Raw genomic sequence first — 21,225 nt, 5'->3', positions numbered from 1 at the left:
GGACACTAAACCGTGGACCTGTTTGAATATCAGGCGCGCGATATGTTCGAAGCGCACGGTGTACCCGTGCTCGCCGGCATCGTGGCGCACACTCCTGAAGAAGCAAAGGCTGCTGCCGAGAACATCGGCGGCGTGACCGTCGTCAAGGCGCAGGTAAAGGTCGGTGGCCGTGGCAAGGCTGGCGGTGTCAAGGTCGCAAAGTCCGCTGACGAAGCGCTTGAGCACGCCACCAACATCCTTGGCATGGACATCAAGGGCCACACCGTCAACAAGGTCATGATCGCCCAAGGCGCCGACATTGCTGAGGAATACTACTTCTCCGTCCTGCTGGACCGGGCCAACCGCAACTACCTGGCCATGTGCTCGGTTGAAGGTGGCATGGAAATCGAGCAGCTTGCTGTTGAGCGCCCCGAGGCACTCGCCAAGGTCGCCATCGATCCCGCCGTCGGAATCGACCAGGCCAAGGCCGACGAAATCGTTGCGGCTGCTGGTTTCCCCGAGGAACTGCGCGGCAAGGTTGCTTCCGTCATCCTGAAGCTCTGGGACGTCTTCAAGAAGGAAGACGCAACCCTTGTTGAGGTCAACCCCTTGGTCAAGACCGGCGCTGGCGACATCGTTGCCCTTGACGGCAAGGTCTCGCTGGACGAGAACGCCGGCTTCCGCCACCCCAAGCACGCTCACCTTGAGGACAAGGACGCGGCTGACCCGCTCGAGGCCAAGGCCAAGGCGCAGGACCTCAACTACGTGAAGCTTGACGGCTCGGTTGGCATCATCGGCAACGGCGCCGGTCTTGTGATGTCCACCCTCGACGTCGTGGCTTACGCAGGCGAAAACCACGGCAACGTCAAGCCGGCCAACTTCCTGGACATCGGCGGTGGAGCCTCCGCTGAGGTCATGGCCGCCGGCCTCGACGTCATCCTCGGTGACGAGCAGGTCAAGAGCGTTTTCGTGAACGTCTTCGGCGGCATCACCGCGTGTGACGCCGTGGCAAAGGGCATCGTCGGTGCACTGGCCGAGCTTGGTGTCCATGCCAACAAGCCGTTGGTTGTCCGTCTCGATGGCAACAATGTCGAAGAGGGCCGCCGCATCCTGGCCGAGGCCAACCACCCGCTGGTTACCCTGGCAGCCACCATGGACGAGGGCGCCGACAAGGCCGCCGAGCTCGCCAACGCAGCGAAGTAAAGGGACCTCACAATGTCTATTTATCTGAACAAGGACTCCAAGGTCATCGTCCAGGGCATCACCGGCGGCGAAGGCACCAAGCACACCGCCCTGATGCTCAAGGCCGGCACCAACATCGTCGGTGGCGTCAACGCCCGTAAGGCCGGCACCACCGTGCTGCACGGCGACAAAGAAATCACCGTCTTCGGCACTGTCAAGGAAGCCATTGCGGAGACCGGCGCCGACGTCTCGATCGTCTTCGTTCCGCCGGCATTCACCAAGTCCGCCGTCGTCGAAGCCATCGAAGCAGGCATCGGCCTGGTTGTTGTCATCACCGAAGGCGTGCCGGTTCAGGACTCCGCCGAGTTCTGGGCACTCGCACAGGCCACGGTGGACGCTGACGGCAAGCAGATCACCCGCATCATCGGGCCGAACTGCCCCGGCATCATCACCCCGGGCGAAGCCCTGGTTGGCATCACCCCGGCAAACATCACGGGCAAGGGCCCCATCGGCTTGGTCTCCAAGTCCGGTACGTTGACCTACCAGATGATGTACGAACTGCGCGACCTCGGCTTCTCCACCGCCATCGGCATCGGTGGCGACCCCGTCATCGGTACCACGCACATCGACGCCCTGGCTGCGTTCGAAGCTGACCCGGAGACCAAGGCCATCGTCATGATCGGCGAAATCGGTGGCGACGCCGAAGAGCGCGCAGCCGACTTCATCAAGGCCAACGTCACCAAGCCGGTTGTCGGCTACGTTGCAGGCTTCACCGCCCCCGAGGGCAAGACCATGGGCCACGCAGGCGCCATCGTCTCCGGCTCCGCGGGTACGGCACAGGCCAAGAAAGAAGCTCTCGAAGCTGCAGGCGTGAAGGTCGGCAAGACGCCGTCCGAGACCGCCAAGCTCCTCCGCGAGGTCTTCGCAACCCTCTAGGACACACACCAAATCAGGGCCCACGGACGCGAGGGACCCGCCGCGAGCTTGCGAGCGGTGGGAGCGTCTGGGGACGGCGCCCGTCACCTTCCACGCGAAGGTGACGGGCGCCGTCGTCGTTTAACTGTCGAACAGCCGGGCGGGCGTTGCCACGACAAACGCTCGCTCACCTTTGGCGGCTTTTGGCCCGACGCTCGCTCACATCTTGTGAGCGAGCGTTGGTGGTTAAGGCCGGATAGGTGAGCGAGCGTTGGCGGTTAAGGCCATATATGTGAGCGAGCGTTGGCGGTTAAGGCCGGATATGTGAGCGAGCGTCGATGTGGGAGGGGCGTCAGGGCCGCCCTCTTGTGACGCGATTCGATAGTTTGTTAGTATGTCAGGACAAACTATTCAAGGAGAGCAGATGCCCCTCGTCCGCATTGATGTCAACGAAGGCCGCACACCAGAGCAGCTTGGTGACCTTAGCAAGCGAATCCACGATGCCATCCTCGCCGAGTACGGCATTCCCGAGCGCGACTACTTCCACATCATCACGGAGCATCCCGCGGGCCAGATTGTTGCGCAGGATGCCGGCCTCGGTTTCGAACGAAGTACCGGCGTGGTCATGATCCAGATATTCACCCAGGGCGGGCGGAGTCGCGAAGCCAAGCAGTCCCTGTTCGCCGCCATCGCCGCCGGGCTCGGCGAGATAGGTGTCGCCGGTGAGGATGTCTTCCTGGGGTACGTCGAAAACAGTGCCGATGACTGGTCCTTCGGCTTTGGCCGCGCCCAGTATGTCACTGGCGAGCTTTCCGTTCCCGCGCGGTAACTCCGGCGTTTCGGGGCGGATTCAAGGCCAACTCACCGCGTGGTTTAGGCCATTACGTTTCGTTGTAAATATGTCAGTACAAACCTTTGACAGGACATGAATTCTGGTGCAAAGTAGTGGTTGTGGCCCCGCTCACTGCGGGCCGGCAAAAGCACCGGAGCTCTCACCGTCCCGCAAGAAGAGTTCACTACAGAAAGGTCCGCGATCACCGTGACCCACGAACTGCTCACCATCGGGCGCATCAGCGTTGATATCTACCCGAACGACATCGGTGTGGGACTGGAGGACGTGCAGTCCTTCGGCAAGTATCTTGGCGGCTCGCCGTCCAACGTGGCTGTTGCCGCCGCCCGCCACGGCCGCCGTTCCGGCGTGATTACGCGAACGGGTGATGACCCCTTCGGCATCTACCTGCACCGCGAGCTGCGCAAGTTCAAGGTCGACGACGCATTCGTCACCCCGGTGCCGGGCCTTCAGACCCCGGCCACGTTCTGCGCTATCCAGCCTCCGCACGACTTCCCGTTGTACTTCTACGGCCGTTTCCCGACGGCGCCGGACCTGCAGATCAAGGCTGAGGAACTCGACCTGGAGGCCATCAAGGACGCCGGTATCTTCTGGTCCACCGTGACCGGCCTCTGCCAGGAGCCCAGCCGTTCCGCCCACCTCGCGGCGCACGAAGCCCGGCCCCGCACCGGACTGGGCGAGGGCCAGTACACCATCCTGGACCTGGACTACCGCCCCATGTTCTGGGCGTCCGAGGATGAGGCCCGGGCAGAGGTCGCCAAGATCCTCCCGCACGTCACGGTGGCCATCGGCAATGACAAGGAATGTGCCGTCGCAGTGGGCGAGGGAACCCCGGACGAGCAGGCCGACCGCCTCCTGGCCGCCGGCGTCGAGATCGCCGTCGTCAAGCTCGGCCCCGAAGGCGTCATGGCCAAAACCCGCACCGAACGCGTTGTCTCCGCTCCCGTTCCCGTCGAGACCGTCAACGGCCTGGGCGCCGGCGACTCCTTCGGCGGCGCCTTCTGCCACGGCCTGCTGTCCGGCTGGCCTTTGGCCCGGATCCTGGACTACGCCAATGCCGCAGGCGCGATCGTCGCCTCCCGCCTCTCGTGCGCCGACGCGATGCCGACGCCGGAGGAAGTCACCTCGTTGCTCGCCGAACGCGGCCGCCTGACCCCGGCCGGCGCCGCCGGCACCGACGCAGCAGCTTCCCACGCAGCAGTTTCCGAAGGAGCAACACGTTGAGCTTCAATGATGACCCCCGCCGTTACGAGCACCTCAGTGCCATCCGGCTTGAAGATCCCGACGCCGTTGCCCGCGCCGCTGCCGCACGTCGCCGCCACCCGGGCCTGAAGTACGGGACCCAGAACTTCATCGTGGCCGCCGACCACCCGGCCCGCGGCGCCCTGAGCGTCGGTTCGGACCCGGTGGCCATGGCGGACCGCCGCGACCTTTTGGACCGGCTGCAGATCGCTTTGGCGAATCCCGCCGTCGACGGTGTCCTGGCCTCGCCGGACATCATGGACGATCTGCTCCTGCTCGGCGCCCTCGAGGGCAAGCTTGTTTTCGGCTCGATGAACCGCGGCGGCCTCGCCGGGCTGGTCAACGAAATCGATGACCGCTTCACGGGCCACACCGCAGCCGCCCTGGACGCCCTCGGTGCCGATGGCGGGAAGATGCTCACCCGGATCTGCCTCGGGGACCCGGACACGGCGTCGATCCTGGAAGCCACAGCCAAAGCCGTAGACTCCCTCGCCGCGCGCAAGCTCATCGCGATGGTGGAGCCTTTCCTGTCCGTCCGTGAGGCGAACGGCAAGGTCCGCAACGATCTTTCCCCGGACGCCGTGATCAAGTCGGTCGCGATTGCGCAGGGCCTGGGTTCCACGAGCGCCTACACCTGGATGAAGCTCCCGGTCGTGGCGGAGATGGAACGCGTCATGGCCGCCACCACGCTGCCCACAGTCTTGTTGGGCGGAGATCCGGATGCGGGCCAGGATGAGGTCTTCGCCAGCTGGCAGGCAGCGCTTGCCCTGCCCGGAGTCCAAGGATTGACTGTGGGACGGACCCTTCTGTATCCGGCCGACGGGGATGTTGCCGGAGCCGTGGCCACCGCCGCCTCGCTCTTGAAGACGACAGAGCTGCTGAAGACACCTGCGAAAGTATCGGAGTAAGAGTAATGTCAACGCGCAGAATGACGGTCGCCCAGGCGGTTGTCGAGTTCCTGTCCAAGCAGTACACGGTGGACACCATCGGCGGGAGCGAGTACCGGGAGCGCCTGATCCCGGGCACCTTCGGGATCTTCGGACACGGCAACGTCGCCGGCGTCGGCCAGGCCCTCAAGCAGTACCAGCAGCTTGATCCGGCGATCATGCCGTACTACCAAGGCCGCAACGAGCAGGCCCAGGCGCACCAGGCTGTCGGCTACGCCCGGCACACCCGCCGCCGGCAGACCTTCGCGATCAGCACCTCGATCGGCCCGGGTTCCTCGAACTTGCTGACGGGTGCGGCCCTGGCCACCACCAACCGGCTGCCGGTGCTGCTGCTGCCGAGCGACACCTTCGCCACCCGCGCGGCCGACCCGGTGCTGCAGCAGCTCGAGCTGCCCTACGCTTACGACATCACGGTCAACGACGCCTTCCGTCCGCTGTCCAAGTTCTTCGACCGGGTGTCCCGTCCGGAGCAATTGTTCTCGGCGTTCCACCACGGCTTGCGCGTCCTGACGGACCCGGCCGAGACCGGCGCCGTGACCATTTCGCTGCCGCAGGATGTCCAGGCCGAGGCCTTGGATGTCCCGGAAGAATTCCTGGCCGAGCGTGAGTGGCGGATCCGCCGCCCCGAAGCCGACGACGACGACATCCGCCGCGCCGCCGAAGCCATCCGTGCCGCGAAGCGGCCGCTCATCATCGCCGGGGGCGGCGTCCTCTACGCCTTCGCCAACGAGGAACTCGCCAAGTTCGTCGAACTGACCGGCATCCCGGTGGGCAACACCCAGGCCGGCGTCGGCGTCCTGCCGTGGGACCACCAGTTCTCGCTCGGAGCCATCGGCTCCACGGGCACGACGGCGGCGAACGCGATCGCTGCCGAAGCTGACTTGATCATCGGCATCGGTACCCGTTACGAGGACTTCACGACGGCGTCGCGGACTGCCTTCCAGAACCCCGACGTGAAGTTCGTGAACATCAACGTGGCGGCGATCGACGCGTACAAGCACGGCACGGTGCTGCCGATCGTCGCCGACGCCCGCAAGGCCCTCGTCAAGCTGAACCAGGTGCTCAGCGGCTACCGTGTCGGCGCGGACCTCGAGCAGAAGATCGCGGACGAGAAGAAGCGCTGGGACGGCATCGTGGACGAAGCCTTCGACACCCGCCACACCCCGCTCCCGGCCCAGAACGAGATCATCGGCGCCACCAACCGGGCCATGGATGAGCAGGACGTTGTCATCTGCGCCGCCGGTTCCCTGCCGGGTGACCTGCACAAGATGTGGCGCGTCCGGGATCCGTTCGGCTACCACGTGGAATATGCCTACTCCTGCATGGGCTACGAAATCCCCGGTGGCCTGGGTGTCAAGCGCGCCGCGTTGGCCGAGGCCGCCGCGGGCGGCAAGGACCGCGACGTCGTGGTCATGGTGGGGGACGGCTCCTACCTGATGATGCACACCGAACTGGTCACCGCCGTCGCCGAACGCATCAAACTGATCGTCGTCCTGATCCAGAACCACGGTTACGCCTCCATCGGTTCGCTCTCCGAATCCCTGGGCTCGCAGCGCTTCGGCACCCAGTACCGGGTCCTGGACAAGGAACAGCACTCCTTCGACGCCGGCGAGAACCTGCCCATCGACCTGGCCCTCAACGCCGAGTCCCTCGGCGCGAAGGTGATCCGGATCGAACCGGGCGAGAAGGTCATCGCCGAACTCGAACAAGCCATCCGCGACGCGAAAGCGGCACCGGAAGACAGTGGACCGATCGTCATCCACGTCGAATCGGATCCCCTGCTGGACGCCCCGAGCTCCGAATCCTGGTGGGACGTTCCTGTCTCGCAGGTCTCCGAACTCGAATCCACCCAGCAGGCCTACCAGACGTACACAGACCACAAAAACCGCCAGCGCAAGCTGCTCGGCTAACCCCCTCAAGCTTCAGACCTCTTCAAAGCCACAGACAAGGAAGTCCGCACATGTCGACGACGACCACCATGACCCCCATCAAGCATTTCATCAACGGTGTTGAAACCGCCGGCTCCGGCGACCGCAGCCAGCCGGTCTACAACCCGGCGACCGGCGCCGTGACCGCAACGCTGCGGCTCGCGAACCGGGCCGATCTGGACGCGACGGTCGCCGCGGCGAAGGCCGCGGCGGAAAAGTGGGGCGATTTCTCCCTGGCCAGGCGCACCGCTGTGCTGTTCAAGTTCCGCGAGCTGGTCGCCGCGCACGTGGACGAACTCGCGGCCCTGGTCACGGCCGAGCACGGCAAGGTCATTTCCGACGCCAAGGGCGAGATCGGCCGCGGCCTGGAAGTCATCGAGTTCGCCTGCGGCATCCCGACCCTGCTCAAGGGCGACTACTCGGACCAGGTCTCCACCGGCATCGACGTGTTCTCCTTCCGCGAGCCGCTCGGCGTCGTCGCCGGCATCACGCCGTTCAACTTCCCCGTCATGGTGCCGTTGTGGATGGCGCCGATGGCGATCGCGACCGGCAACGCGTTCATCCTCAAGCCCTCCGAACGCGACCCTTCCGCCTCGATGCTGCTGGCCAGGCTGTGGAAGCAGGCCGGCCTGCCCGACGGCGTGTTCCAGGTCCTGCACGGCGACAAGGAAACCGTCGAAGGGCTCCTGACCCACCCGGACGTGGACGGCATCTCCTTCGTCGGCTCCACCCCGATCGCCAGGTACGTCCACGAAACCGCCACCCGGCACGGCAAGCGGGTCCAGGCCCTGGGCGGGGCGAAGAACCACGCGATCATCATGCCCGACGCCGACCTGGACAACGCCGCCGACCACCTGGCCGCGGCCGCGTTCGGGTCCGCCGGGGAACGCTGCATGGCCATCTCCGTCGCGGTCGCGGTCGGGGAGGCCGCCGAGCTGCTGGTCAAGAAGGTCGAGGAACGCGCCCTCGCGGTGAAGGTCAAGAACGGCGCCGAGCCCGACGCCGAAATGGGTCCGGTCATCACCCCGGCCTCCAAGGAACGCATCGTGCGGATCGTCACCGAAGCCGAAGCCGCCGGAGCGGCGATGGTCGTGGACGGCCGCGACCTCGTGGTCCCCGGCCACGAGGAAGGCTTCTGGGTCGGCCCCACCGTGATCGACCACGTCAAGACCGGAATGACCGCCTACACCGAGGAAATCTTCGGACCCGTCCTCGTCGTCGTGCGGGTGGAGGACCTGGACGAAGGCATCAGGCTGATCAACGCCAACCCCTACGGCAACGGCACCGCCATCTTCACCTCCTCCGGCGCCAACGCCCGCAAGTTCCAGCGCTCCGTCACCGTGGGCATGGTAGGCATCAACGTGCCCCTGCCGGTCCCGGTGGCCTACCACTCCTTCGGCGGCTGGAAGGCCTCGCTGTTCGGCGACAAGCACATCTACGGCCCCGAAGGCGTCTCCTTCTACACCCGCGGCAAGGTCGTCACCTCCCGCTGGCCCGAACCCACCCACGCCTCCGGCGCCTCCTACAACTTCCCCTCCAACTGAGGATCCCGCAATGACAGAGAACAAACTCATCATCGGCACGGCCCCGGACTCCTGGGGCGTCTGGTTCGCGGATGACCCCAAGCAAACCCCTTGGGAGCGCTTCCTGGACGAAGTGGCCGAGTCCGGCTACAAGTGGATCGAACTTGGCCCCTATGGTTACTTGCCGAACGATCCCGCCCGCCTCGCCGAGGAACTGAAGCAGCGCGACCTCAAGGTCACGGCAGGAACGGTCTTCACGGCCTTCCACCGCGGGCTGGACCAATGGGAGACCGCCTGGGAACCTGCCCGTAAGGTAGCCGAGCTCACGGCCGCCATGGGCGGCGAGCACATCGTGGTCATCCCGGCCATGTGGCGCGACGACGTCACCGGGGAAGCAGTGGAGAGCGGGGAGCTCACCGAGAAAGCCTGGAGCGACCTGTTCTCCGGCCACAACCGTCTGGGCAAAACCCTGCTGGAAGACTTCGGCCTCAAGCAGCAGTTCCACTCGCACGCCGATTCACATGTCGGGGCGCAGGCGGACATCGAAACGCTCCTGGCGTCCACCGATCCCCAGTACCTGAACCTGTGCCTGGACACCGGACACGCGGAATACTGCGGAGCCTCCAGCCTGGAACTGATCAAGAACTACCCGGACCGCATCGGCTACCTGCACCTGAAGCAGATCAACCCGGACATCCTGAGACAGGTCAACGAGGAAAACATGACCTGGGCGGCAGCCAACCTGGCCGGTGTCATGACCGAACCGCCGAACGGCCTCCCGGACCTGCGTGCAGTCATCGAAGCCGTTGAAGGACTCAACCGCCCGATCTTTGGCATCGTGGAACAGGACATGTACCCCGTGTCTTTCGACGTCCCCATGCCCATCGCCAAGCGCACCCGCAACTACCTGCTCTCGTGCGGCTCCCGCACTACTGTGCAGTAGCACAGCAGCCCAGATACCTAAGGACAGAACATTGACTGACATTCTCCGCGTGGCCGTCATCGGCGCAGGCCGCATGGGCGCCGACCACATCAAGCGGCTCAGCACCCGCATCCACGGCGCCGAAGTGGCCGCCGTCGTCGACGTCGACCTCGCCCGCGCGCAGGCCGCCATCGCAGGGATCGACGGCGCCGTCGCCCTCGCCAGCGCCGAAGAGGCCCTCAACAACGGCGACGTCAACGCCGTGCTGATCGCCACCCCGGGCTTCCTGCACGAGGAAATCCTCTACAAGTCGCTGGAGAAGGGCTTCCCTATCCTCTGCGAAAAGCCGCTGACTCCGGATGCCGAGAGTGCCTGGAAGGTTGTCCAGGCCGAAACGGCACTCGGCCACAAGCGCATCCAGGTGGGCTTCATGCGCCGCTTCGACGCCGAGTACGCCGCTTTGGGTTCCGTGATCCGCGACCGTGAACTCGGCGAGCTGCTCATGCTGCACCACCAGCACCGCAACCCGACCACCCCGCCGGGCTTCACCAACGAGATGCTCATCAACGACTCCGTGGTCCACGAATTCGACGCCATCCGCTTCTTCACCGGCGAGGAAATCACCTCCGTGCAGGTCCGCCTGGGCAAGGCCACGCGCAACGCCCCCAACGGCCAGCACGATCCCCAGCACGTCCTGATCGAGACCGAATCCGGTGTCCTGGCCGACGTCGAAATCTACGTGAACGCCAAGTTCGGCTACGAAGTCGCCACCCAGGCGTCCTTCGAGGACGGCATTGTGAGCATCGGCGGCGACGGCGGTCCTTACGTCCGCAGCGCCGGCCGCTGGGGCGGCAAGGTCACCCCTGGTTTCGAAGAGCGCTTCGGTGCCGCGTACGACGTCGAGGTCCAGGCTTGGGTTGACGCGGCACACCGCGGCGAAATCGGCGGTCCCACCGCCTGGGATGGCTACGCCACCGCTGCTTGCTGCGAAGCCGGCGTCGATGCCCAGAAGTCGGGCGAAAAGGTCGCGGTACAGCTCAACACCAAGCCTGAACTGTACAAGTAGGAGTGACGATGAAGATTGCCCTCGATCCCACCCCGTTCCACCACAGCCACAATCTGCTGGAATTTCCGCGGCTAGCCGCCGATCTCGGCTACAAATACCTCCAGCTGACCCCGCACGCTGACTTCATCCCGTTCTTCAACCACCCCAAGGCCGACGACGAACTGGTCGGCCAGCTGAAGAAGGCCTGCAAGGGCGCCGACGTCGAGATCGCCTCGGTGCTTCCCGTGCTGCGCTGGTCCGGGCCGGATGAAGACGCACGCGAGGCTGCCGTTCGCTATTGGAAGCGTGCCATTCAGATCACGGTCGATCTTGGCGTGCAGACCATGAACACCGAATTCAGCGGCCGGCCGGAGAAGGCTGAGGAGTCCGAAAGGGCCTTCTACCGCTCCATGGAAGAGCTTCTTCCGATCATCGAGCGTGAGGGCCTGGACGTCCTCATCGATCCGCACCCGGACGACTTCGTGGAGGACGGACTCGCCGCCCTGCGCGTCATCCGTGGCGTCAACTCGCCCAACATCGGCATGGTCTACGTTGCCTCCCACACTTTCCACATGGGCAACAAGCCGCTCGACATCATGCGGGCGGCGGGGGACAAGCTGCGCCTGGTCCACGTGTCCGACACCATGGATCACCACGGCTCCCACGGGCTGCGCTACATCACCAACCCACCCGGCAACGCCGTCCGCGTGCACCAGCACCTCAAGATCGGCGACGGCGACGTCAACTGGGACGAGTTCTTCGCCGGACTCAAGGAAATCGGCTTCCTGGACAGGGAGAACACCGTCATGGTGTCCAGCGTCTTCGCCGAGGACGATAACGCCAACGAGGTGTCCCGCTACCAGCTGGAAACCATGGGCAAGTACATCGCCAAGGCCCAGTAGGGGCGCCTGAAAGGGAGGCGGCGATTCCTTGCCACCTCCCTTTGTCCCGGCTACCGAAGCAGGGATGCCAGGCAGGTGTTGTATTCGGCCATAACTTCCTCGAAGCTGAGCAGTCGCGGCCTGCCGTAAACGGTGGTTGTTTTGGGAAATGCGGGGAGTTCTCCCGGGGAGGACACCAGCGGTTCGCAGCTGCGCCCGGCGGTTTCCAGGGTGGCGATGCCCCAAGGGTGAACGGCCGGTGTGACGGCAATATCGATGGCGTTTAGCGTGTCGGTGAGGAGGTTGCGAGCGACCGACTTCCAGGCGGCAAGGAAGGATTCGCGGAGCATCTCGATCTTGTCGATGTCTTTGAGATCGTAGGCCCGGAGCAACTCTTTGGAGAGGGTGTCCCACTCTTCGGTGGACCGCACGAGCAGGTGGGCGGCCCGGATACGGGCGCTGGTTTCGTTCAAGGAAGGCATTAGTCTTCTTTCAAGGTTGGCGTCTGTGGGGTCGCCTGCGGCTGGACCGGTTGCGGGTTCTTGCCGGGGTTGCGGGCGGTGCGTGCGCGGGCGACGTGGCTTCGGGCGTGTTCCACGGCGGGGGCTAGTTCGGTGAAGAGGTGTTTGTGGTGGCGAAGGGAGTCCAGGACCCCCACCTGGGTGACGAGTCGGAGGTGGCGCTCCTGGATTCCTTTGATCAGCACGGTGATTCCGCGGCGTTCCAGGGCCTGGACGATGTCGGTGATGGTTCTGGCCCCGGTTGCGTCCAGGATCTGCAGTTGTGACATGCGGATGATCACGACGTCGACGTTCCGGATGGCGCTGACCCTCTCCAGGACGCGTTCGGCGGCGGCGAAGAACAGGGCGCCGTCGAGCCGGAACACGGCGATGTGCTCGTCGCCTTCGTGGACCGGGCCGGGGATTTCCTCCCGGTGCACCCCGCTGGACCGGACCAGGGCACGCAGGGCGAAGAAGGCGGCGGCCGCGATCCCGATTTCCACGGCCTCGATCAGGTCGAAGGACACGGTGATCAGTGCGGTGACGAAGAACACGACCGTGTCGGCGCGGGTTGATCCGATCACGCTGCGCAGCGTTTTGAGGGAGACCATGCGTGTAGCGGTGACCATCAGCACCCCGGCCAACGCGGCAAGGGGGATGCGGGAAACCGGGCCGGTGGCCAGGTACACCACGGCCAGCAGGACCAGCGCATGGGTGATGGCGGCGAGGCGTGTCCGGCCGCCCGAGCGAATGTTCACCGCGGTGCGGGCGATGGCACCCGTGGCCGGCATGCCGCCGAAGAATCCGGACGCGACGGACGCCAGGCCCTGGCCCAGGAGCTCACGGTCCGCGTCGTAGGGGCCGGTATCGGAGATCGACGCCCCGACCCGTGCCGAGAGCAGCGACTCGATCGCGGCCAGGGCCGCGATCGTGGCCGCGGACCCGGCCAGCGCGGTGATCGTCGCCAGGTCCAGGGAAGGCATCATGGGGGCCGGCAGGGAATCGGGCAGGGCGCCGATCCGGGTCACGGGCAGGTCGAGGAGCTGCGCGGCCACGGTGGCGATGATGATCGCGATGAGCGAGCCCGGGATCCGGGGATGGATCCGCGGTGAGGCAACCATGATCACCGCCACCAGAGCTACCAGGGCAAGCGGAGCAAGAACCGAGGCTGGTGACACGGTGCCGATGGCCTGGATGGCCGAGATGACGGCGTTGCTGCTGGGCCCGGGCTTGGTGCCGAACGCAGCAGGGACCTGCTGCAGGAAAATGATGACTGCGATTCCGACGGTGAAGCCCTCGATCACCGGCCAGGGCAGGAGCGTCACGACCCGCCCGAGTTTGAGCAGCCCGGCGGCGACCACTATCACCCCGGCAAGGACCGAGACAGCGGCCAGTGCACCGAGCCCGTGGGCGGCGATGACCGGGCCTAGAACCACGACCATGGCGCCGGTAGGTCCGGAGACCTGGATATTGGAACCGCCGAAAACGGCCGCGATCACGCCGGCGATTACGGCGGTGATCAGTCCGCTGGCCGCACCCGCGCCGGAGCTGACACCGAACGCGAGGGCCAGCGGCAGTGCGACGATGCCGACGGTGACCCCGGCAACCAGGTCTCCTTTCCAGGTACGCGGCAACAGCGCGTAATCCTGCCGCGCGGGCAGGAAGGCCCGGGCCGCGACCAGGATCTTCATCGGGTGCCGGCCGCTGCGGCTGACGCGGGTGCAGTCGCTTCTGAGGACTCAAGCTGCGCCCGGGTGGTGTGCAGCATGTCGTTGAGCAGCAGTCTCGCCACGGAGAGGAGTTCCGCGACCTGCGGGTACGCCAAGGTGTAGAACATCTGCAGCGCCCGTCGCTCTCCCTTGACGAGCTGATATCGGCGCAGCACCGACAGATGCTGGGACAGGTGCGACGCCTCCAGGCCCGTTGCGGCCAGAAGCTCTGTCACTGAGACTTCGGGCGCCGCCGACAGCAGCTCCAGTACCCGGATCCTGACCGGGTGGGCCAGCCCCTTGAACAGATTGGCCTTCACCTCGTACAGCGGTGCCCGGAAATCCGCGAACTCTTCCATGACTGCTCCCTGCCCGCCAGCACAAACCGTTGCTTGACTATTTTATGGATTCATCATCCAGTGTAGCAAGGGCGGGAACAGAAAGCCCTGCGTGCCAACACAAGGAGGGCCTCTCCGAATCTCGGATGAGGCTCTCTCGTTACGCTGGCTTGTTGCAGGTTCCAGCGTCGTCGCCTTCAGCGCCCTGAGAAGCGATGCTACCCGTTGGTCAATATTCCATAGTTGGGATTGGCGTTGAAGAATGCCTGGACTGGAGCGGTGATGACCGTTGCGCTGCACTTCCGTGTTTCGGTCGCAGGCGCGCCTTGGCAGTTGTTGCCACCGCTGCGAATTCCGCTAATGATGCCTGCAGAATATGCGTAACCGTTACGTGCAGCGACCGCGGGCCCTCCGGAGTCGCCGTTGCCGGCCGCGGAAATGCCGTCCTGCTGGACAGAGATTGCCATCTGGCCATAGCAAGGCCCACGTCCAGCGAAGCCGTAACAGACGCTCTTGTTGATTTCCGTGACCTTATTGTTGCAAATCATCCCCGACTGGGACCCGGAATAGCACCAATAGTCATTCAGGATTGGGGGTACCGCTCCCTTGACTCCCAAGCCTGTGTTGCTGTTGGTGGGTCCGTCATAGATAACACCGCCGAATGACGTTGCGCTGCCAGCAAGAGTGCTGATCAGCTTTAAGTCGGATCCACCGCTATTGGTGTCTGCGAAGGCTCCAAGTATTGATGAATCCGAGTAGTTGCCGGTGCGCCAAACGGCTCCCGTAGGTCCGCAATGGTCGGCAGTCAGATTCTTGGTGACCAGTGTCGTCCCGCTCATGTAGCCGACACCGAATCCAGTGGTGCAGATGCTTGCTTTTCCCGGACTTGTCGGTCGACTCATGAGAGCGCCGCCCCAGTGCGGTGGAGATGGGTCGTATTGGCGGTCAATCGGTTCTGCCCGCGGGCCTTCCTCAACGATGAGAGGGTAGACAGACTCGACAGACGAGTCTGCCGGGGTCTCTAACAGCCGTTGTGGTCCCGATTGAGTTTGGATAACGATACCGTCGGCGTTCTTCGTCGGACCGGCCGAGACCACGGCGGCACCATCGACTGTTGGATACGCAGCGACGATCCTGTCGGCTTCCGCCCGTAGTTCCCTAACTGAATACTTGTCCTCGGCAAGAGCGAAATCCCTTGTTGGCATTGCGCTGCTCAAGGTCTTGGCAATCTTGTCCGCTCCTCCGCGGTGGTGTACAACCAGTCGAGCCGCTGACTCATCCCATTCGTAGTGGTTGAACTCAGTCAGGGAGTTGATTTCCCTCTGCACTGACTTGAGCGCGTCGTAGATTGTGGTCGGAACTCCGAGTTTTTCCTTTTTCGATGCCGGTACAATTGTCTTGTCCCCGGAATGTGATTGAACAGTGATGTTGGCGTTCGCCGGGATGGCAGCAGCTGCAGCCAAAATTATGGTCCCAAGCGTTACGGCAAAAAGACGAGTTTGATTGCGTAGTCTCAAATTTCCCCCCGAAATTTAGAGGGCGTGGATGCCCTCGGACGCTCAGAGGATAGCCACGAGAGATGTCAAGTAGGTGGCCCCCAAGGGCAAATAATACGAACGAAGAAGAAACTCCAGGAGATGCCCGCACATGGTCGAACAGAACGGTTTTTCCATCAGTGAGCTACGGCGCCGTCCCATCACGGCGCTTACGGCATTGCTGGGCATGCTAATTATTGTGATCGCGATAGCGCTGCCTGCCCTGTGGACAGACAGCTACCCGGTTCGTAAAGCCTCAGCGAGCATGACCGCAGCAGGCGCTGGCCTCCTGGTGCTCGGGCTTTCACTGAGCACGTTCCTGAAGCCAGGTACCCGCGCCAAAGAATTCACCTTCGTAGGTTCTGGAGGGATTGGAATGGCAATGATGGTCATCGGCGCACTGACTCTCGTGGAAATCGACCGCCCGGTGTGAATCGGTGTGAAAATTGAGAGGGAGGGCCGGGAAACCCGACCCTCCCTCTCAATTTCCGTGGTGTCGCGACTAGTTCCTAAGCCGTCACGTTCAGCGACGCCGTGAGCGCTGCGTCGGCGTCCCGCAGGACCTTGGCGGCGACCTCGAGCCCTTCGATCCGGCCCAAGGAAGTGTCTTCGTGCTCGATGTTGACCAGCATGTTCGGGTCCACTTCATGCAGGGCACGCAGGAACTCGGTCCAGTAGGCGGTATCGTGCCCGCGGCCGAGCGCCACGAAGTCCCACGCGGAGTTCTTGGGCCACTCGTTGGCCCACTCATCTCCGCCGAGGTTGGTGCGGCTTTCGTCCGGCGAGAGGCGACGGAAGCTGTTGTCGAGGACGCCGTAGAGGGCGGCGTTCTCGGTATTGACGCGGACGTCTTTCGCGGCTGCCTGGAAAACCAGCGGGCCGAGTTCGCGGACCACGGCTACCGGATCCATCTGCTGCCAGAACAGGTGCGAAGCATCCAGTTCAACGCCCACATGGGTAGCTCCCGTGAGCTCGATGAGCTTGTGCACGTCGGCGGTGTTGAACGCGATGTTCTGCGGGTGCAGTTCGAGGGCCATCTTGACGCCATGGTCAGCGGCCAAGCGGTCGGTCTCGCGCCAGAACTTCGCCGCGACGTCCCATTGGTAGTCCAGCACATCCAAAGCCGCCGAGTTCCAGGCGTTGACGATCCAGTTCGTCACGGTGGCTCCAGGCTCACCCCCAGGCAGGCCGGACATGGTCACTACCCGGTTCTGGCCGAGACGCTCTGCAAGCCGGATGGAGCGGCGGATGTCCTCGGCATGCTTCTCGCCGATCTCGCGATTCGGGTGCAAGGGGTTGCCGTTGCAGTTCAGTCCTGCGATCGCGACGCCGGTCCCCTCGAAGATGCCCAGGTAGTCGTCCCGCGCGGCATCCGAAACCAGGATGTCGTCCATGGTGGGCACGTGGACGGCAGGCAGGAACCCGCCTGTGTTGATCTCGATGCCCGTCAGACCCAGATCCGCGATGACCTTGAGGGCTTCAGGAAGCGGCCTGTCGTGCAGGATTGCGTTGTAGACGCCGAGTTTCATAGCGTGATGGTCTTTCCGTTGTTGAGTGCGGATTCCGTGACAGCGCCGAGCAGCTCCATGTTTCGCACGCCTTCGTCGAACGTGGCGCAGCGGGGGAGCGACTCGGATTCCGGCAAACCGGCAACCTCTTCGAGGAACGCGCGGGCCTGGTAGCCGAATGCGTCGTTCTGGCCGAAGCCAACCTCGGGGGCGTCCATTGCGAGGCCGCCGGCGATGTAGGGGTGGCCCGGGCCGAGGATGACCTGGCGGTAGCCGTTCTCGTTGCCGGAGCCATCGTTGAGGAACAGCTGGATTTCGGAGGGGCGGCGCTGGTCGAACTTGGCTGCACCGTTCTCGCAGAACACTTCGAAGTTGAGGCTGTTGGCGTGGCCGGCGGCAACGCGGGAAACTTCGAAGCTGCCGGCGCCGTTCTCGAACTCTGCGTTGAAGGCGGCGTAGTCGTCGTTCTCCACGGCCTCAAAGGTGTCGCTGACAGCGGCGTGGTCGTGGCCAATCACGGCGGCGAGCGGCAGGGGGCGCTTGTCGATGACGGTGCTGAGGCGCCCGCCGCTGATGGACTTGATGTCGCCGCACAGGAACTCGGAGACGTAGGCCAGGTGGCTTCCGACGTCGGCCAGCGCGCCGGAACCGGGGCCGCCCTTGTAGCGCCAGCTCATGGGAGCCGACGGGCTGAAGCCGTAGTCGGTCCAGTAGCGTCCGCTGAAGTGCAGCACCTTGCCGAGGACGCCGGTGCGGATCAAGTCGCGGATGTAGGCAATGCCGGGCGTGCGGCGGAACGTAAAGCCGATGCGCGCGATGCTGGAAGCGTTGCGGGCGGCTTCCGCCATGGCGCGGGCGTCCTCGATCGAGTCGCTCAGCGGCTTCTCGCAGAGGACATGCTTTCCTGCGGCCAGGAGTCCCTTGACCACCTCGCGGTGGTGGGAATTCGCGATGACGACACTCACGACGTCGATGTCGTCGGCTTCCGCGATCGCCTGCCATGAGGTGTCATTGCGTTCGTAGCCAAAACGTCGGGCGGCGAGGGACCCGAACTCTGCGTTCACATCGCCGATGGACACGAGGCGCACCGGCGGAAGCACCGGGCTGTAAAGGGCGGACGCTGCGCGGTAGGCCGCCGCGTGGGCCTTGCCGGCCATTCCTGCGCCGATGACGGCGACCCCTAGGCTCTCAGCCATTGATTTCTCCTTCGAAATTAAGCCTGGGTGCCGAACACCCCTTGCGGCATTTTGGAGCGCTACAATTTAGCACTGGACTCAAATCCTAATCATGTGAGTATGTCCTGTCAATGTCCTCCGAATACCCTTGACAACAGAGTGGAAAGGTTCCCCGAATCGTGAGTGCGACAAGTCCTAAATCCCGCCGCCCGACCATCTATGACGTTGCCAAACATGCCGGCGTCTCGCCGTCGTTGGTGTCCTTGGTCCTCCAGTCGCCGGAAAGGGTCAGTGACAAGCGCCGCCAAGCTGTCCAGTCGGCCATGTCTGAGCTCGGCTACCGTCCCAGCAGGGCCGCCACCACGCTGGCGAGCAATCGGACCAAGAGTATTGGCCTGCTCATTGACGACTACAGGAACCTTTGGTTCGTCGATCTCCTCAGGGGAATGGAGTCGGTACTTTCGGAGCTCGGCTACCACGTCACGCTGGCCGACTCCCGGCCCGGCGAGAACCGCATCAAGGAAGCAGCCGACGGACTTCTTGCCATGCATGTTGACGCGCTTGTCATCGCCGCAGAACCGAGCGAGTCCATGCTGGACCGGACATGGGTGCCCACGGTGGTGGCCGGGTGGCGCAAGGGGGTGCCGGCCGGTGCCGACCTCATAACGAACGACGACGACGGCGGAGGCGGCATGGCCGCTAACCACTTGTTGGGGCTCGGTCATACCCGCATCGGCCATCTCTCAGGGTCCGACGGCGCGTCAGCCCACCGGCGTGCCGGTTTCCGGCGGCAGATCCAGGCGGCCGGCGTCGAACTCCTGATAGCCGAGTCCGAAGGTACTTCGGAGGAAGACGGCTACGCCGCCGCTTCTTGGCTCCTGGACCACCATCCGGACGCGACGGCGATCTTCGCGGCCAACGACACCATGGCCGTGGGCGCCTTCGCCGTCCTCAAGGCCAGGGGCCTTCGCGTGCCCGGCGACATTTCGGTGATCGGCTATGACAATTCCCCGCTGGCCAAGTCGAGGTACTTGGACATCACTTCCGTCGACAACCGAAGCGACCTCGTCGGCATCGACGCTGCGCACAGGCTGCTCGCGAGGATTGAAGACCCCGCAATCAAGCCCGAGCGCACCTTGATTGATCCCGTCCTGGTTGTGCGAAGTACCACGGCCCGACCGGCTCCCTAGCCCCGATCTGACGGTGTTCGCACGGGATCACGTAACCGTCTCACGTAAAAACATCCTAATGTCAGGACAAAGTATTGACATCTGTGAGGCTAGTCACCATGATCTGTGTAGAGGGCTTTGAGCTCCTGCAGAGTAGCAGGCGCCGTAACCCCTATCAAAGGAGATAAATCGTGAAGAAGTTTTCCTGGCGGAAGGCGGCACTTGTGGCGGCCGTCGTTCCGATGATGGCTCTCAGTGCTTGTTCCAGCCAAGGCGGGAAGCCAGCTGACAGTGCCAATGCCGCCGGAGGCGGACAAGCCGTAAGCACTCCGCGCATGAAGGTGGCGCTCATCACCCACGCAGCGGCCGGCGACACATTCTGGGACATCGTCCGCAAGGGTGCTGAGGAAGCATCCGCGAAGGACAACGTCGACCTCCTTTACACAAGCGACCCCGAGGCTGGGCGCCAGGCCCAGCTCGTCCAGCAGGCCATCGACCAGAAGGTTGACGGCATCGCCGTCACACTTGCCACTCCGGATGCCCTCAAGGACGTCCTCAAGAAGGCCACCGACGCCGGCATCCCCGTGGTGAGCCTCAACGCGGGCGAGAGCGTCTCGGCGCAACTCGGGGCGTTTACCCACTTCGGCTCGAACGAGAAGCTCGCAGGCGAGGCCGTTGGAACCAAGCTCGCATCGCAAGGCTTCAAGCACCCGGTCTGCGTGATCCAGCAGCAAGGCCACGTTGGCCTTGAGGCACGGTGTGCCGGTGTCAAGGCGAAAGTGCCCGGAACGGAAATCCTTTACGTCGACGGCAAGGACATGACGTCGGTCCAATCCACCGCGACTGCGAAGCTCCAAGCAGCCAAGGACGCTGATGTCATCATCGGCCTGGGCGCACCGATCACCCTCACGCTCCTCAAGTCGGTCACGGACGCCAGCAGCTCGGCAAAGGTTGCCAGCTTCGACCTGAACGCGGACCTTGCCCAGAAGATCGTTGATGGCTCCGTGATCTTCACCGTGGACCAGCAGCCGTGGCTCCAGGGCTACATGTCCGTTGACTCCCTGTGGCAGGCCAAGCGCGGCGGCTTCAAGCTCGGTGGCGGCCAGCCCGTTCTGACCGGTCCCACCATCGTGGACAAGTCCAACGCTTCCGACGTCCTCAAATTCGCCCAGCAGGGCGTCCGCTAGATCCAGGATTCTGGCTGCGCGGCGGGCGACCGCCGCGCAGCCTGACCAACAAGGAGTTCTTCCTATGGCAAACACAGCAACCCTGCCGCCGGCGCCGGCTTCGGCCCCTGGCGATGAGCGGATCGGACGTCGGAGCCCGGTCCAGAAGTTTTTGGGGAGGCCCGAAGTCGGCGCCCTCGTGGGGGCCGTTGTCCTCTTCATCTTCTTCGCTTCGGTGTCGCAGACGTTCACCCAGCCGAACGCGCTCGCCACCGTCCTGTATGGTTCCTCGACGATCGGGATCATGGCGGTAGGGGTGTCCCTGCTGATGATCGGCGGCGAGTTCGACCTCTCCACCGGTGTCGCCGTGATTTCCTCGGCGCTCACCGCTTCCCTCTTCAGCTGGTATTTCTCAATGAACGCCTGGGTCGGTGTCGTGCTGGCGCTCGTCGTTTCGCTCGGCATCGGTTTCATCAACGGCTGGATCCTGGTCAAGACGAAACTGCCGTCCTTCATCGTGACCCTGGCGACGTTCCTGATGCTCACGGGCCTGAACCTGGCCCTGACCCGCCTGATCGGGGGGTCCGTGTCTTCCCCGTCGATTTCCAAGCTGGACGGGTTCGACTCGGCCCATGCGGTGTTCGCGTCCTCGATCAGCATCGGCGGGGTCGAGGTGAAGATCACGGTGTTCTTCTGGATCATCCTGGTCGC

General features: G+C 64.1%; 20 protein-coding genes. 14 read left to right on the top strand and 6 right to left on the bottom strand.

Annotation, left to right across the window (positions count from 1 at the left end):
* The first annotated feature begins 12 nt into the window (after positions 1–12).
* From sucC to ABH924_RS03725, 10 genes are all read left to right on the top strand, one after another.
* Complete coding sequence (gene sucC / locus ABH924_RS03770; RefSeq protein ID WP_234751598.1) at positions 13–1,182, top strand: ADP-forming succinate--CoA ligase subunit beta; 1,170 nt, start codon at positions 13–15, stop codon at positions 1,180–1,182.
* Positions 1,183–1,194: 12 nt separating this feature from the next.
* Positions 1,195–2,097 (top strand): succinate--CoA ligase subunit alpha, encoded by a 903-nt coding sequence (gene sucD, locus ABH924_RS03765; protein WP_404497006.1) that lies wholly within the window; start codon positions 1,195–1,197, stop codon positions 2,095–2,097.
* Between the two features lie 403 nt (positions 2,098–2,500).
* Positions 2,501–2,905, top strand: a complete 405-nt coding sequence (locus ABH924_RS03760; protein WP_404497004.1) for a tautomerase family protein — start codon at positions 2,501–2,503, stop codon at positions 2,903–2,905.
* Positions 2,906–3,115: 210 nt separating this feature from the next.
* Positions 3,116–4,150, top strand: a complete 1,035-nt coding sequence (gene iolC, locus ABH924_RS03755; RefSeq protein ID WP_404497002.1) for a 5-dehydro-2-deoxygluconokinase — start codon at positions 3,116–3,118, stop codon at positions 4,148–4,150.
* The gene (locus tag ABH924_RS03750) at positions 4,147–5,076 is read left to right on the top strand and encodes a deoxyribose-phosphate aldolase (RefSeq protein WP_404497000.1); all 930 of its coding nucleotides are present in this window, start codon (positions 4,147–4,149) and stop codon (positions 5,074–5,076) included. Before iolC ends, ABH924_RS03750 begins: the two co-directional genes overlap by 4 nt.
* 20 nt (positions 5,077–5,096) lie before the next feature.
* Positions 5,097–7,025, top strand: coding sequence for a 3D-(3,5/4)-trihydroxycyclohexane-1,2-dione acylhydrolase (decyclizing) (iolD, locus tag ABH924_RS03745; protein WP_404497390.1), 1,929 nt, complete (start codon positions 5,097–5,099; stop codon positions 7,023–7,025).
* A 50-nt stretch (positions 7,026–7,075) separates the two neighbouring features.
* Positions 7,076–8,587, top strand: coding sequence for a CoA-acylating methylmalonate-semialdehyde dehydrogenase (locus ABH924_RS03740; protein WP_404496999.1), 1,512 nt, complete (start codon positions 7,076–7,078; stop codon positions 8,585–8,587).
* 10 nt (positions 8,588–8,597) lie between these two features.
* Positions 8,598–9,509 carry a sugar phosphate isomerase/epimerase family protein gene (locus tag ABH924_RS03735; protein ID WP_404496997.1) on the top strand — a complete coding sequence of 304 codons (912 nt, stop codon included), beginning with the start codon at positions 8,598–8,600 and terminating at the stop codon, positions 9,507–9,509.
* A 31-nt stretch (positions 9,510–9,540) separates the two neighbouring features.
* The gene (locus ABH924_RS03730) at positions 9,541–10,554 is read left to right on the top strand and encodes a Gfo/Idh/MocA family protein (protein ID WP_404496995.1); all 1,014 of its coding nucleotides are present in this window, start codon (positions 9,541–9,543) and stop codon (positions 10,552–10,554) included.
* 8 nt (positions 10,555–10,562) lie between these two features.
* Entirely contained in the window at positions 10,563–11,435 is an 873-nt protein-coding gene (locus ABH924_RS03725; protein ID WP_404496993.1) for a sugar phosphate isomerase/epimerase family protein, read from the top strand.
* Between the two features lie 50 nt (positions 11,436–11,485).
* Here the strand turns inward: ABH924_RS03725 and ABH924_RS03720 are convergent, their stop codons facing one another.
* The 4 genes from ABH924_RS03720 to ABH924_RS03705 all read right to left on the bottom strand — a co-directional run bounded on the left by ABH924_RS03720 (position 11,486) and on the right by ABH924_RS03705 (position 15,424).
* Positions 11,486–11,896: a hypothetical protein gene (locus ABH924_RS03720; protein ID WP_404496991.1), complete on the bottom strand. Its 411-nt coding sequence runs from the start codon at positions 11,894–11,896 to the stop codon at positions 11,486–11,488.
* Entirely contained in the window at positions 11,896–13,605 is a 1,710-nt protein-coding gene (locus ABH924_RS03715; RefSeq protein WP_404496989.1) for a SulP family inorganic anion transporter, read from the bottom strand. Before ABH924_RS03715 ends, ABH924_RS03720 begins: the two co-directional genes overlap by 1 nt.
* Positions 13,602–13,982 (bottom strand): metalloregulator ArsR/SmtB family transcription factor, encoded by a 381-nt coding sequence (locus ABH924_RS03710; protein WP_234753186.1) that lies wholly within the window; start codon positions 13,980–13,982, stop codon positions 13,602–13,604. The genes ABH924_RS03715 and ABH924_RS03710 overlap by 4 nt, the downstream gene beginning before the upstream one ends.
* 197 nt (positions 13,983–14,179) lie before the next feature.
* Positions 14,180–15,424, bottom strand: a complete 1,245-nt coding sequence (locus ABH924_RS03705; protein WP_404496987.1) for a hypothetical protein — start codon at positions 15,422–15,424, stop codon at positions 14,180–14,182.
* Positions 15,425–15,608: 184 nt separating this feature from the next.
* Between ABH924_RS03705 and ABH924_RS03700 the strand changes: the two genes are divergently transcribed.
* A complete protein-coding gene (locus ABH924_RS03700) occupies positions 15,609–15,929 on the top strand; it encodes a hypothetical protein (protein WP_404496985.1) in 321 nt (106 codons plus the stop codon).
* Between the two features lie 76 nt (positions 15,930–16,005).
* On the opposite strand, the gene ABH924_RS03695 is transcribed toward ABH924_RS03700, so the two are convergent.
* Complete coding sequence (locus ABH924_RS03695; RefSeq protein WP_404496983.1) at positions 16,006–17,025, bottom strand: sugar phosphate isomerase/epimerase family protein; 1,020 nt, start codon at positions 17,023–17,025, stop codon at positions 16,006–16,008.
* Positions 17,022–18,200, bottom strand: coding sequence for a Gfo/Idh/MocA family protein (locus tag ABH924_RS03690; RefSeq protein WP_404496981.1), 1,179 nt, complete (start codon positions 18,198–18,200; stop codon positions 17,022–17,024). The genes ABH924_RS03695 and ABH924_RS03690 overlap by 4 nt, the downstream gene beginning before the upstream one ends.
* Before the next feature lie 158 nt (positions 18,201–18,358).
* Here ABH924_RS03690 and ABH924_RS03685 point away from each other — a divergent pair, with 158 nt between their 5' ends.
* The 3 genes from ABH924_RS03685 to ABH924_RS03675 all read left to right on the top strand — a co-directional run.
* A complete protein-coding gene (locus ABH924_RS03685) occupies positions 18,359–19,369 on the top strand; it encodes a LacI family DNA-binding transcriptional regulator (protein ID WP_404496979.1) in 1,011 nt (336 codons plus the stop codon).
* 170 nt (positions 19,370–19,539) lie between these two features.
* On the top strand, positions 19,540–20,535 hold the full coding sequence (locus ABH924_RS03680) for a substrate-binding domain-containing protein (protein ID WP_234753190.1): 996 nt from the start codon (positions 19,540–19,542) through the stop codon (positions 20,533–20,535).
* A 64-nt stretch (positions 20,536–20,599) separates the two neighbouring features.
* Positions 20,600–21,225, top strand: a 626-nt coding sequence (locus tag ABH924_RS03675; RefSeq protein ID WP_404496977.1) for an ABC transporter permease, incomplete at its 3' end; no start/stop codon positions are given.

The sequence above is a fragment of the Arthrobacter sp. GAS37 genome, from assembly GCF_044908325.1.
Taxonomy (GTDB): Bacteria; Actinomycetota; Actinomycetes; order Actinomycetales; family Micrococcaceae; genus Arthrobacter; species Arthrobacter ramosus.
This window is presented reverse-complemented; position numbering and strand designations above follow the sequence as displayed.

What these genes read in the sequence shown, in the direction of transcription:
- sucD (WP_404497006.1), top strand. Translation starts at nt 1,195, where the DNA reads ATGTCTATTTATCTGAACAAGGACTCCAAGGTCATCGTCCAGGGCATC.
- ABH924_RS03760 (WP_404497004.1), top strand. Translation starts at nt 2,501, where the DNA reads ATGCCCCTCGTCCGCATTGATGTCAACGAAGGCCGCACACCAGAGCAG.
- iolD (WP_404497390.1), top strand. Translation starts at nt 5,097, where the DNA reads ATGACGGTCGCCCAGGCGGTTGTCGAGTTCCTGTCCAAGCAGTACACG.
- ABH924_RS03740 (WP_404496999.1), top strand. Translation starts at nt 7,076, where the DNA reads ATGTCGACGACGACCACCATGACCCCCATCAAGCATTTCATCAACGGT.
- ABH924_RS03735 (WP_404496997.1), top strand. Translation starts at nt 8,598, where the DNA reads ATGACAGAGAACAAACTCATCATCGGCACGGCCCCGGACTCCTGGGGC.
- ABH924_RS03725 (WP_404496993.1), top strand. Translation starts at nt 10,563, where the DNA reads ATGAAGATTGCCCTCGATCCCACCCCGTTCCACCACAGCCACAATCTG.
- ABH924_RS03720 (WP_404496991.1), bottom strand. Translation starts at nt 11,896, where the DNA reads ATGCCTTCCTTGAACGAAACCAGCGCCCGTATCCGGGCCGCCCACCTG.
- ABH924_RS03715 (WP_404496989.1), bottom strand. Translation starts at nt 13,605, where the DNA reads ATGAAGATCCTGGTCGCGGCCCGGGCCTTCCTGCCCGCGCGGCAGGAT.
- ABH924_RS03710 (WP_234753186.1), bottom strand. Translation starts at nt 13,982, where the DNA reads ATGGAAGAGTTCGCGGATTTCCGGGCACCGCTGTACGAGGTGAAGGCC.
- ABH924_RS03700 (WP_404496985.1), top strand. Translation starts at nt 15,609, where the DNA reads ATGGTCGAACAGAACGGTTTTTCCATCAGTGAGCTACGGCGCCGTCCC.
- ABH924_RS03695 (WP_404496983.1), bottom strand. Translation starts at nt 17,025, where the DNA reads ATGAAACTCGGCGTCTACAACGCAATCCTGCACGACAGGCCGCTTCCT.
- ABH924_RS03690 (WP_404496981.1), bottom strand. Translation starts at nt 18,200, where the DNA reads ATGGCTGAGAGCCTAGGGGTCGCCGTCATCGGCGCAGGAATGGCCGGC.